This is a genomic window from Pseudomonas sp. Root71, from assembly GCF_001429045.1.
Taxonomy (GTDB): Bacteria; Pseudomonadota; Gammaproteobacteria; order Pseudomonadales; family Pseudomonadaceae; genus Aquipseudomonas; species Aquipseudomonas monachiensis.
In genome coordinates, this window is sequence record NZ_LMHY01000003.1 from 168,131 (window position 1) to 180,429 (window position 12,299).

The window sequence follows — 12,299 nt, forward strand, 5'->3', positions numbered from 1 at the left end:
TCTTGTTGTGAAACGGGTGTTTTCAGATTTCGCTTCTGGCCCGGACCGCTTCCACGCGCATACGCAGCATGGCACCGATGTCGAGCAAGGGTTTGGGCGGCAGCCAGCCGGGTTGTGCCCGTTGCATGACCGACCGCATCAGCGGCGACTCACGACCCGAGGCCAGCTCCGCCAGCAAGCGGCCCCACAGCGTGCCCCGCGCCACGCCGGAACCATTGCACCCGGCCACGGCAAACACGCCCTCCTCGACTTTGCCGAAATACGGTTGCCCGGAACGCGAAGCGCTGAGATGTCCGGTCCAGGTGTATTCGATGTCCTGCTCGCCGAGCATCGGGAAACGTCGTTGCAACCCCAGCACATGGTGCTGGCGGCGAGTCGACAATTCGCTCAATGACAAATCCCTCGAGCGGTACTCCGCGGTGTTGCGGATCATCACCCGGCGATCCGGGGTCAGGCGCACCGTGGCCCCGAGCGGACGGGTCGACAGCACGCCCCAGGACGCTGGCGCACCCAGGGTTTGAAACTCTTGATCGCTGAGGGGGCGCGTGAGGCTGGCACTGAGTTCCATCGCGAATGTGCCACTGTCCTCGATGCCTGCGCGGGGGATAAAGGCGTTAAGGCAGACCAATACCTGTTTGGCCTCGACACAGCCTTTTTGGCCCCTGGCGCGAATCCGGCCGTTACCCAGGCGCTCAAGGCCTGTGATATCGGTGTTCTCGTAGACCGTCACTTTCGGCGGCAGGGCATCGAGCAAGCCCCTCACGTACTTCGCAGGTTGCAGCAGCGCATTGCCGTTGCCGCACCAGATCGCGGCGCGGTAGTGCCGGCTGCCGAGTTTCTCGAGCAACGACTCGCCTTGCAGAAACTGCGCACTGGCGCCCACGGCACGCAGGGTCTGCAGCTTGACCTCGACCTGGGTCAGTTTGCGTGGATCGCTGACGGCGAAGAAATAGCCCGACTCCCTGAAGTCGCATTCGATGCCATGGCGGGCTATCTGCTTACGGACCTCGTCGGCAGCCGCGCGGCCGATGGACGTATCTACCTGATACCCGGCGAATCCGTCACTGCCCACCAACTCGCCAGCGGCAGGATGCTCATGGGCCACCACAAAACCGGAATTGCGCGCCGATGCCCCCTGCGCAGCCCGCTGCCGGTCCACGACCACGATGCGTGCCTGGGGGTGCATTTGCGCCAGGGCGTGCGCGGCACTGAGGCCGGTGATGCCGGCACCGATTACCAGCCAGTCGGCCTGCTGCGTGCCTTTGAGCGGCTCGCGCAGGGGTGAACTCCCCGCTTGCGCAATCCAGCCACAGATATTTTCCATGCGTCACCTCGTTTTCTTGTTCTGCGAACCGTCTCGATCCAAAACACTGCATGCAGGATTTGCATAAATGGTTTTCGAGGACGGCTGCGATGACTAGAATCTAAAGGCTCAAAACCCGGGCAACCAACGTTATTAAATCATCGAGGCATTCTGAAAACGCATGGACAAGATTCGCCACGTGCCCTCACTGCAGGGCTTGCAAGCCCTGGTCGAGGTCGCCGGGTCGGGCAGCTTCACCCAGGCGGCGCAAAAGCTCTGCCTGACCCAAAGCGCCGTGAGCCGACAGATCCAGCAACTGGAGGGCCACTTTGGCGTGGCGCTGTTTGTCAGGAGCAGCCGCAGCCTTCAGCTGACCGCCGAGGGCGAACAGGTACTGGCCAGCGCGCGCAGCATCCTCGAACAGTTGCGCACCCTCGAAGACCGGCTCGCGCCGCAAAAGCGCCCGTTCCGCATTCGCATGCACGTGTCACTGGCGGTGCGCTGGTTGTTGCCCAGGTTGAACGAGTTCTACCGGCATCACCCGGACGTATCCCTGGCAATCGAAACCGTGGCCACTGAAGTGGTCGAGCCGGCCAGTGACAGCGACGCCTACATTCTCTATCTGCCCGAGCCGGCCACAGCGCCCGATTGCCTGACCCTGTTCGAAGAAGCGTTGGTGCCCGTATGTGCACCAGGGCTGGGCACCACCGATCGGCCATTGGCTTCGCTGGAGGATCTGTCGGGGTTCGCGTTGCTGCACCGTTCCTCCGATCAACATGACTGGCAGGTCTGGCTGTCAGCCCATGGCGGCAAGGCGCTGCATGACTATCGGCACATCCCCTTCAATCTCGACGAACTGGCGCTCGATGCCGCCGCCCGGGGCCTTGGCGTGGCGATGACCGACATGACCCTGGCGGGCGAGTCGATTCAACGGGGAGAACTGGTGATTCCGTTTGGTGAGCCGTTGAAGACCCGGGGGATTTACTCGTTGTGCCTGCAACCATCGGCGGCATCGCATCCAGCCTGCGCACCCGTCATGCAATGGTTCACCGCGCAAACCACAACGCAGTCCGCCAAGTAGGCCCCAGAACCTGTGGGAGCGAGCTTGCTCGCGATGAGGGCGTGACAGTCGACATCACAGGTGTCTGACACTCCGCCATCGCGAGCAAGCTCGCTCCCACAGGGGTTGCGCATCGCAGGACTCAATCATCCTCATGCAACTTGATGCCGCGTTTATGCAGCACATGGGGCACCACCAGCACCAGCAGCGTCAGGGCGAGAAAGAACGCCGAGATCGGTTGCGTGAGGAACACCGTCCAGTCGCCCTCGCTGATGGACAAGGCGTTACGCAATTGTTTCTCCGCCATCGGCCCCAGCAGCATGCCGACGATCACCGGGGCGACGGGGAAGTCGAAACGGCGCATCAGCACCCCGCCCCAGCCAATGGCCAACATCAGGATCAGGTCGAAGGAGGAGTGGCGCATGCCATACACGCCAATGGTGGCGAAGACCAGGATGCCGGCGTTCAGGTACGGCCGGGGGATTTGCAGCAGTTTGACCCACAGCCCCACCAGCGGCAGGTTCAACACCAGCAGGATCACGTTGCCAATGTACAGCGAGGCCACCAGCGTCCAGACCAGTTCCGCGGAGGTTTCGAACAGCATCGGCCCCGGTTGCAGGTTGTAGTTCTGGAATGCCGCCAGCAGAATCGCCGCGGTGGCGGACGTCGGGATGCCCAGGGTCAGCAACGGCACCAGAGACCCGGTCGCGCTGGCGTTGTTGGCCGCTTCCGGGCCGGCCACGCCTTCGATGGCGCCTTCGCCCTTGTTGGCGGAAAACTCCTTGGGGTACTTACTGAGTTTGCGTTCGGCGGAATAGGACAGGAAGGTCGGAATCTCGGCGCCACCGGCCGGAATCGAGCCAAACGGAAAACCGATCAGCGTGCCCCGAAGCCACGCAGGCACCGAGCGTTTCCAGTCGGCGCGGGTCATCCACAATGAGGTCAGGCGATGCCGGCCTTCGTTTGATTCCTTTTGATAGAGCAGGCTGTACAAGGCCTCGCCCACCGCGAACAAACCGACCGCCACCAGCACTACTTCGATGCCGTCCACCAGTTCGGGAACACCCAATGTGTAGCGGGCAATGCCCGAGGTCGAGTCCAGGCCGATCAAACCGATGGTCAGCCCGACGCCCAGTGAGGCAAACCCGCGCAGCATGGAAGCGCCGAGCACCGCCGACACGGTGGTGAACGACAGCACCAGGATCGCGAAATACTCGGTCGGGCCGAAGTTCAGGGCCAGCCTGGCCACAATGGGCGCAAACAGCGTCAGCAAAATCGTGGCGATGGTGCCGGCGACGAACGAGCCGATCGCCGCCGTTGCCAGCGCGGGACCGGCCCGGCCGTTGCGCGCCATCAGGTTGCCTTCCAGGGCCGTGACCATGGAAGACGATTCGCCGGGTGTGTTGAGCAGGATCGAGGTGGTGGAACCACCGAACTGCGCGCCGTAATAAATACCGGCGAACATGATCAGCGCGCCGGTAGGATCGACCTTGGCGGTGATCGGCAACAGCAGGGCCACCGTCAGCGCCGGACCGATCCCCGGCAACACGCCGATGGCAGTGCCGAGCAGGCAGCCGATGAACCCCCACATCAGATTGATCGGCGTCAGCGCCGAGGAAAAACCCATCGCCAGGCTTGAAAGAATGTCCACGGTGTCGAGCTCCTTTCAAAGCCAGATGTTGATCAGCGACGGCAGGGAAACCCCCAGCCCGGCGTTGAACAGCCAGTAGATCGGCAGGGTCAAGGCAATGCCGATGGCCAGGTCCCGCACGGGATGACGGCTGCCGAACCCCCGCGCCGAACAGGCGAACAGCAACCCGGCTGCCAGCACAAACCCGATCAGGTTGATCAGCAGCGCCACCCCGACAAGCCCCGCCGTCACCCAGGCCGCACCGGTTTTTCCACCGGGCACCGTGGTGGCGTCATTATCCAGCTCGCGAAAACCGCCACTGACCGCCTGATACCCCAGCAGCAGTCCCACTGCACCGAGAAACGCCGCCACGACATTGGGATAGACGTACGCCGGGAGGATCACGAAGCCCATTTCCGGCGGAAACCGGTAGGCGCCGATCGCCAATACGACGCTGATGGCGATCAGGCCGATGCCGACCGCCAATTGCGTCGGTACCACTGCGCGCTGTGTGGCCATCTCAAAGCAGCCCGACCTTGACCAGCATGGCGCGCAACCGCACGTGTTCTTCCTCGACGAATTTGCCGAAGTCATCGCCAGTCAGCACGCTGGGCGTCCAGGCATTGGCCTGGATATTGTCCTGCCAGACCTTGCTGTTGGTGGCGGCCACGACCGCGTCTATCACCTCTTTACGCTGCTGCAGGGTAAGGCCCGCTGCACCATAAACGCCGCGCCAGTTGCCGATCGTCACGTCATAGCCGCTTTCCTTGAGGGTCGGTGCATCAATGCCGGGAACCCGCTCCGGCGCGCCGATGGCCAGGACACGAAACTGACCAGTCTTGATGTATTGGCCCAGCTCGGCATAACCGCCGGTGATCACCTTGAGCTGGCCGCCCAGCGCCTGGGCAACCACCTCGCCACCACCGCCAAAGGCCACGTAGTTGACCTTGTTGACCGGCACGTCCAGCTTGCCGGCCAGCTCGGCAATGCCAATGTGATCCACCGAGCCCTTGGAGCCGCCGCCCCAGGTGATGCTCGTTGGACTGGCCTTGAAGGCCTTGATCAGATCATCGAGGGTCTTGTATTCAGACTCCTTGCGCACGGCGATCACGTTGTACTCGGTGAACAGCCGGGCAATGGGCGTCACATCCTTCAGGCTGATCTGCGGTTTGTTCTGTTCGATGCCCGCGACCATGATCGCGCCGACCACCAGCAATGCGTTCGGGTCACCCTTGGTGCTGTTGGCAAATTGCGCCAGTCCCAGGGTCCCGCCCGCCCCACCCTTGTTCTCGAAAGTCACGGCCTTGGCCGTATTGGCCTCGACCATGGCCTTGCCCAGCACCCGGGCGGTCTGGTCGTAACCACCGCCCACGGAACCCGGGGCCATGAATTTCACGGTATCCAGCGCAAAGGCTGGTGCGACAAGCACGGCAGCGGTCAAGCCGGCGGCCATGCAGCGACTGAAACGACGGATCAAGGCGGACATGGGTATCTCCTGATTGCATTGTTTTTATAGGTGCCGCTTGCCCATCGAGGTGCACGATAAGCAGGGGCCTGCAAACAAGCTTAGGCCATGGTTCCGTGGGTTGATCTGTTTTGCTCAAACCACCCGCCAACGGCGCCGCAACCCGCTGAGGGATCGCCTCGCTAACCTGAACGCTGTCAGGCCAGCCACCGGCTACATGAGTCACACCCAGGCAAAAACCAGCCGGGGCCCTTCCGACAAAACAATGCTCTAGGGTGCGTGTCTTGACCTAACCTCATTGGCTAAGTGACTAACAACCCGTCGAGCTCGCCGATGCGCAATGTCTTGAAGTCAATGATTCACGTCGCCTTCGCGGTTCTGGCGGCAAGCCCGGGATGGCTGTTGGCGGGGGACATGGCCGACGCCCCGACTCCTGCACTTGCCCCCGCTCCCGCCCCCGCGGCCCCGATCATCAGCATCTCCGACGGCGAATTGCTGGGGGTGCAGAACCAGCTCAACAGCCTCAAGCAGCAGGTTTCCCAGGCCAGCAATTACACCCAATTGGAAAGCTCACAGGACCAGGTACAAGTACTGATTCAGGAGATTGAACGCCTGTCTACATCGCTGCTGCCTGGACAGGCGCAATTGCAGGCGCAACTCAACGTGCTGGGGCCAGTGCCGCTTGACGAGAACGCACAGGTGACGTCTGCCATCACCACCCAACGAGATGCCCTCGGCGAGCAAAAGGACAAGATCGACAGCCAACTCAAAACCCTGGCCGCGCTAAAAATAAGTGCCGCCGAACTGATCACCCAGATTGCCAGCATCCGGCGCAGCCTGCTGGAAGCGGAAGTGACCCAGCAGACCAGCAGCATCCTGAACCCGGGTTTCTGGTCGCCATTGTTCGCTCTGCCGATCGAGGACCGTCAGCGGTTCAGCGCCCTCATCGAGCAACTCGAGGCCACGCACCGGGCCGCCTGGCAACCCGGACAACGCGGGATCACGGCCGCCCTGCTGTTGCTGGCCCTGGTCATATGGACCGTGGGGCGAAACCTCGCCGGCCGGGGCCTGGCGTGGCTGTGCTTTCATCGAATGCCTGCAGGCCGGTTGCGGCGCAGCTCCCTTGCGCTGGCGTCGGTGATCGCGACGCTACTGACCGCCGGCATCGCCCTGCAATTGCTGCACTTTGCCGGGACCCGGCAACTGCCCTACACCCCCCTGCTGGCCGACCTGGCGCAATACCTGGAAAAGCTGGCCTATACCTGCGTGCTGATCACCGGATTGAGCCGCGCGTTGTTATCCACCAAACATCCTTCATGGCGCCTGCCCGATATTGCCGACCCGGTGGCTCTGGCGATGGAGCCTTATCCGCGGTTGCTGGCCAGCCTGCTGCTGGTGCTGGTGACCCTGGTGCAGATGAGCAATGTCACCGGCATGAGCGCCGAAGTGGTGTTGTTCGGTCGGGGCATCGTGGCACTGGTCGCGGCACTGGTGATCGGTGCGCTGCTGTTGCGCGTCAGCAAGACACGCAGAGACCTGATCGTTGCCGGAGAAGCCCCCGAAGGCGTCACCACCTTCGCCGGTCTGATTTACACCTTCACCGGCGCGGCCGTGGTGGTGTCCCTGTTCGCCCTGCTGATCGGCTATGTGACGATGGCCCGGTTCATCACCTATGAACTGGTCTGGATATTCATCATCTTCGCCGGTTTCTACCTGCTGACACAGGTCTACCAGGACACCTGCGACTACCTTTTCTCGCCCCGGCAAGCCTCCGGCAAGGCGATCAAGCAGCTGTTGGGCATCGGCAATCCACGCCTGGAGCAGATCTGCACCGTCATGTCCGGGGCTGGCCGCGCCATCCTGATGCTGATCGGCGTCATTGCCCTGTTCGTCGGCGGCGTGGGGACGACGCTCGGGCAACTGGTCACCGGCACCGTGGCCATACTCGGCGGCGAAGGGCTGCGCAAGCTGAACATCGTCCCGGACAACCTGCTCAATGCCGTCCTCGCCCTGGTGATCGGCATCTACCTGATTCGCGCCTTCCGACGCTGGCTGGATAACGAGTTCCTGCCAAAAACCGAGATGGACCCGGGCATGTGCGCCTCGCTCAGCACCCTGTTTGCCAACATCGGTTACGCATCCGTGGTGCTACTCACACTGTCGTCGCTGGGGGTCAAGTGGACCAACCTGGCCTGGATTGTCAGTGCATTGTCGGTGGGCATCGGCTTCGGTCTCCAGGAGATCGTGAAGAACTTCATCTCCGGCCTGATCCTGCTCACCGAGCGTCCGGTGAAGGTCGGCGACCTGATCAGCATCAGCGGAGTCGAAGGCGATATACGACGGATCAACGTGCGGGCCACGGAAATCCAACTGGCCGACCGTTCGATCATGATCGTGCCCAACTCCCACCTGATTTCGCAGAACCTGCGCAACGTCACCCTCGGCGGCAGCGCCCAGGGCGTGGTGATACTCGAACTGATGTTCCCGCTGGATATCGACCCGGAGCTGGTGCAAAACCTGCTGATGGACACCTACACCGAGCATGAATCCATTCTGGATAAACCCGCGCCGTTTTTGCGTTTCAGTCAGCTGAAGCCTGAAGGCATCACCTTGACCATCACCGGTTATGTCGGCAGCCCACGCACGGTCGGCGCGATCAAAAGCGAGCTGCTGTTTGAAATACTCAAGCGGCTGGGGGCCGCCGGGATTGAACTGGCGAAATCGCCACCTGGCGCGTAACACCAATCCGTAGGAGCTGCCGAAGGCTGCGATCTTTTGATCTGATTTTTAAACCAGGATCAACAGATCGCAGCCTCGTGGCACTCGACAGCTCCTACAGGTATATCAATGGGCGATACACACCGACTTGAGCTCGGTGTAAGCCTCGATCATCGCACGCCCGAACTCACGGCCCATACCCGATTGCTTGACGCCACCGAACGGCATCGCCGGGTCGAGCAGCACGTGGGCGTTGACCCAGACCGTACCGGCTTCGATGCGTGGCACCAGGTTCATGGCTTTGCCCAGGTCGTTGGTCCACAGGCTGGCGGCCAGGCCGTAGCGGTTGTCGTTGGCCAGTTCGATCACGGCGTCTTCGTCGTCGAACGGCATCACGCCCAATACCGGGCCGAACACTTCTTCACGGGCCACGGCCATGCTGTGGTCGATGTCCGCCAGGATGGTCGGCTGCACGAAGAAGCCGTCGCCTTCCAGCAACTCGCCGCCAGTCACCACCCGCGCACCTTGCTGGCGGGCCAGTTCGATGTGTTTGAGCACGCTTTGTTGTTGCTTGCGCGACACCAGCGGGTTGATGGCCGCGTCGCAATTCATGCCGGCGCCAATCGGCATCGAGGAGACGGCGGCGGCCAGGGCTTCGACGAATGGGTCGTGGATCGAGCGGTGCACGTAGAAGCGCGAGGCCGCCGCGCAGACCTGGCCGTTGTTCAGCAAGCCGCCGAGGATCGCACCCTGCACGGCTTTTTCGATGTCGGCATCGGCGAACACGATCATCGGGTTCTTGCCGCCCAGTTCCAGGGAGAAGCGCGTCATGTTTTCCATGCACGCCACGCCGACGCTCTTGCCCACGGCGGTGGAACCGGTGAACGACACTTTGCTCACCAACGGATGCGCGGTCAGCACGCCGCCAACGGAGGCGCCGCCACCGGTGACCACGTTGAATACGCCGGCCGGGATGCCGGCTTCCATAGCCAGTTCAGCCAGGCGCATGGCGGTCAGCGGGGTTTCCATGGCCGGCTTGATGATCACCGTGCAACCGGTGGCCAGGGCTGGCATCAGTTTCCAGGCGGCGATCAGCAGCGGGAAGTTCCACGGCACGATACCGACCACCACGCCCACGGGCTCGCGCTTGGTGAACGCGGTGAACTTGGCGCCCGGTGGCAGCGGGATCGACACATCGAAAGTCTGGCCTTCGATCTTGGTCGCCCAGCCGGACATGTAGCGCATGAATTCCACGGTGGCGTTGAGGTCCAGCGCGCGGGCCATGTTGATCGACTTGCCCTGGCTCAGGGTTTCCAGCTGGGCCAGTTCTTCGGCGTGTTCTTCGACCAGGCGGGTGAAGTTCAGCAGGATGCGTTCACGGTCCGCCGGGCGCAGGCTCGACCACACACCGGACTTGAACGCCTTGTGGGACGACTGCACGGCGCGCTCGACGAGTTCCAGCGGCGCATCCAGGGTTTCACACAGGGTTTGCCCGGTGGCCGGGTTGACCACGGCGATGCTGTCACCCTCGGCAAGCACCCACTGGCCATCGATGAAGCAGCCGTGGCGACGTGCAAGGAATGCAGCAACCTGGGGCAGGATTTCAACGTTGCTCATAATTCACCTTTCATTCAGACGAGTTGTTCAGGCGCCAATCCGGCCTGATCAGTGTTGTTCTTTGAGGAAGCACGCGACCGCCTGGCGGTCGTCGGCGGAAGCCAGGCCCATATAGGGCATGTAGGTACCCGGCACGAAGGCCTGGGGCTGGGTGATCAATTGCGTGATGTTCTCGGCCAGCCAGTCGACGTCTTTGTCGCGCATCGCCTGGGAGTAGCTGAAACCCGCCAGCGAGCCGGACTTGCGCCCATACACACCGAACAGGTTCGGCCCCATCATGCCGGTCGTGCCCTTGGTCACCGCGTGGCAGACGCTGCACTCGGTGGCAAACACTTCGCCGCCACGGCGCGTGTCCGGGGCACACTCAGCGGCGGACACCGTCTGGACCAGGGTGAAGGACAGCAAACCGATCAGGGGCACACGCAGCGAAGTGAACATAGGAAAACGACCTTGAAAATCCATGCGCCCGCCGGCAGGCGAACACCAACACTAAAAATGCCGAGGCAACGGTGCTTCGGCAGGTTGGTAGGGATTGTCGGTGGTCGCCGGCACGCAGGTTTTGCCCTGCGTGCCAGTTGTGTTGGCGGTTGTGCCAGATTGCGCGGGAGCTGCCGCAGGCTGCGATCTCTTGATCTTCATGCTCTCGATATCGTCGACAGCAAGATCAAAAGATCGCAGCCTGCGGCAGCTCCTACCGGAAGGTGCACTCAATTTATGCAGTGCAGATTTGCGAGACCAACACTTGTACTAGCCAATCAGGTGATGACTACTTGAGCTTTTTCAACTCTAAAAGCTCGTAATCCGCTTCCGGATTCAAGCCATACTCTGACAACACCTCATCAAATTCTGCCTTTGAAACATTCTTGTAGTTTTTTAGTTTGGCCAGAGCCACCGCTAAAGATGGTGAACGCATTATCGACCTGCCGCTCTTCGAAACCTCCACACTACTGGAGTCAAAATAAAGTATTTCGTAGCTTTGTATATTTAACATCATGAAGTCTCTTTGCAGGGTCAGGTATAGCATTCCTGCCACACCCACCGTCACATCCTCTGCCACTTTGTGCCCCAAGGCCTTCGGCAATACGCGGAGATGAGCCATATTCAAGCTCATCGTCAAAACAAGGAACGTCCCAAAAATTTTCGCATTTCATTTTTGATTACTCGCTATTAGAGAGAACGCCACCAAAATCAAGTGACGCATTTGCTTTTAATAACTTTCAAAACAGAGCGCAAGAAACGATTTCTTTTACACGTAGGAGATTTCACTCAATATAAAAGGAGGGTTCGCACAGGACATTCGGAATATTTTTTTGCTTATCAACATCGTAAAAGCATCATTACATCGATAAGTTTTTATAAGCTTTTAAAAACAAAATAAACGTTAACCACAAAGCGAACGATGCTGGCGTCGGCCTTCTGTAGGTCGGAGTAGGAAATTTCTTTCTTTTTCCAAAGTATCTTTTTTGAATTTGCATTTTAGCTTTTTAAAAAGGCGACGGACGGCAACCTTGCTGATCGGTTGCCATTGCGTGACGGGATCCTGACCGGACCACTCAATTCGTATACCGCTTCCGATACTCACCCGGCGAAACGCCAAACCGCGCCTTGAACGCCGTAGAGAAATAGCTCGAATCGTTAAAGCCCCACTCATAGCCCAGTGCACACAGCTTGCCCTCGCCCCGGGCATGGCGCAGTTGTTCGGCGCAAAGGTCGAGGCGACGGTTTTTCACGTATTGCGCCACCACCAGGCCGTGTCGGGAAAACAGCCGGTACAGGCCGCGCACGGAGACGCCCACCTGGGTCGCCAGCCATTCGGGGCACAGCGCCTCGTCACCAATGTGCTCATCGATAACGCGCAAGGCCTTGCGGAAGGTGCGCACCTGGGGTGAGTCGTCCAACTCGCTCGCCCCCATCGCCGGACGCAGCAGGCTGATCACCGCGTCCAGCGTCGCTTCGCTTTCTGTGTGACTGAGGCCTTGTTCCGTTGAACCGAGGATCAGGCGCTGGGCCAGCCCCGCCATCGGCGCCGACGCCTGAATGCGTTGCGCGGGTTTGACCGTGGTGAAGCGCAGCTGCTGCTCCACTCGCTCCCTGGGCAGTATCAATGACAACTGACGGGCGTTGTTGCGGTAGACAAAGTTGCTTGGGCGCGTGGAGTCGATCAGCGTGATATCCCCCGGCAACAGAGTGATGCAACTGCCCTGCTGCTCCATCACGGCTTCGCCGGCCAGCTGGAACGCCGCGTAATAATGCGAGTCTTCGCCCTGATCGATCTCATGCTGCGTGCGGAACAGTCGGGCCTGGGCCACGTCGACAAAACTCATCTTGAGCTCACCGCTGCGGTACTCATCGATCGAGCCCGCAAACTGCGTCCCCAACACATTGGCACCAAAGCGCCCGCACACCTGATTGACCTTGTCGAGCCATTGATCAAAGCGCTCGACCTGTTGTGCATTGCTCATCGCAGCCTCATCCATTGCATTAGTCGCTGCGAGGCGTCCTGCAC

Annotated in this window: 10 protein-coding genes; 2 read left to right on the top strand and 8 right to left on the bottom strand. The window is 60.9% G+C overall.

The features are described 5' to 3' along the window. Positions 1 to 22: 22 nt before the first annotated feature. A complete protein-coding gene (locus tag ASD95_RS05325) occupies positions 23 to 1,324 on the bottom strand; it encodes an NAD(P)/FAD-dependent oxidoreductase (RefSeq protein ID WP_056723052.1) in 1,302 nt (433 codons plus the stop codon). Positions 1,325 to 1,484: 160 nt separating this feature from the next. Here ASD95_RS05325 and ASD95_RS05330 point away from each other — a divergent pair, with 160 nt between their 5' ends. Further along, positions 1,485 to 2,384, top strand: coding sequence for a LysR substrate-binding domain-containing protein (locus ASD95_RS05330; protein WP_056723054.1), 900 nt, complete (start codon positions 1,485 to 1,487; stop codon positions 2,382 to 2,384). A gap of 121 nt (positions 2,385 to 2,505) precedes the next feature. Here ASD95_RS05330 and ASD95_RS05335 read toward each other — a convergent pair whose 3' ends face one another. Genes ASD95_RS05335 through ASD95_RS05345 form a run of 3 tightly spaced genes read right to left on the bottom strand, consistent with a single transcriptional unit; the run spans position 2,506 to position 5,479 of the window. Continuing rightward, positions 2,506 to 4,014 carry a tripartite tricarboxylate transporter permease gene (locus ASD95_RS05335; RefSeq protein ID WP_056723056.1) on the bottom strand — a complete coding sequence of 503 codons (1,509 nt, stop codon included), beginning with the start codon at positions 4,012 to 4,014 and terminating at the stop codon, positions 2,506 to 2,508. 15 nt (positions 4,015 to 4,029) lie between these two features. Continuing rightward, a complete protein-coding gene (locus tag ASD95_RS05340; protein WP_056723059.1) occupies positions 4,030 to 4,512 on the bottom strand; it encodes a tripartite tricarboxylate transporter TctB family protein in 483 nt (160 codons plus the stop codon). A 1-nt stretch (position 4,513) separates the two neighbouring features. Then, complete coding sequence (locus ASD95_RS05345; RefSeq protein WP_056723061.1) at positions 4,514 to 5,479, bottom strand: Bug family tripartite tricarboxylate transporter substrate binding protein; 966 nt, start codon at positions 5,477 to 5,479, stop codon at positions 4,514 to 4,516. Between the two features lie 312 nt (positions 5,480 to 5,791). Here ASD95_RS05345 and ASD95_RS05350 point away from each other — a divergent pair, with 312 nt between their 5' ends. Further along, positions 5,792 to 8,197 carry a DUF3772 domain-containing protein gene (locus ASD95_RS05350; protein WP_056723064.1) on the top strand — a complete coding sequence of 802 codons (2,406 nt, stop codon included), beginning with the start codon at positions 5,792 to 5,794 and terminating at the stop codon, positions 8,195 to 8,197. 105 nt (positions 8,198 to 8,302) lie between these two features. Here the strand turns inward: ASD95_RS05350 and ASD95_RS05355 are convergent, their stop codons facing one another. The 4 genes from ASD95_RS05355 to feaR form a co-directional block, all read right to left on the bottom strand. Further along, positions 8,303 to 9,793 carry an aldehyde dehydrogenase family protein gene (locus ASD95_RS05355; protein ID WP_056723066.1) on the bottom strand — a complete coding sequence of 497 codons (1,491 nt, stop codon included), beginning with the start codon at positions 9,791 to 9,793 and terminating at the stop codon, positions 8,303 to 8,305. A 48-nt stretch (positions 9,794 to 9,841) separates the two neighbouring features. Next, positions 9,842 to 10,231 (bottom strand): c-type cytochrome, encoded by a 390-nt coding sequence (locus ASD95_RS05360; RefSeq protein ID WP_056723067.1) that lies wholly within the window; start codon positions 10,229 to 10,231, stop codon positions 9,842 to 9,844. 328 nt (positions 10,232 to 10,559) lie between these two features. Further along, positions 10,560 to 10,892, bottom strand: coding sequence for a hypothetical protein (locus ASD95_RS05365; protein ID WP_223542451.1), 333 nt, complete (start codon positions 10,890 to 10,892; stop codon positions 10,560 to 10,562). A gap of 454 nt (positions 10,893 to 11,346) precedes the next feature. Then, positions 11,347 to 12,255, bottom strand: coding sequence for a transcriptional regulator FeaR (feaR, locus tag ASD95_RS05370; RefSeq protein WP_056723069.1), 909 nt, complete (start codon positions 12,253 to 12,255; stop codon positions 11,347 to 11,349). Positions 12,256 to 12,299 lie beyond the last annotated feature (44 nt).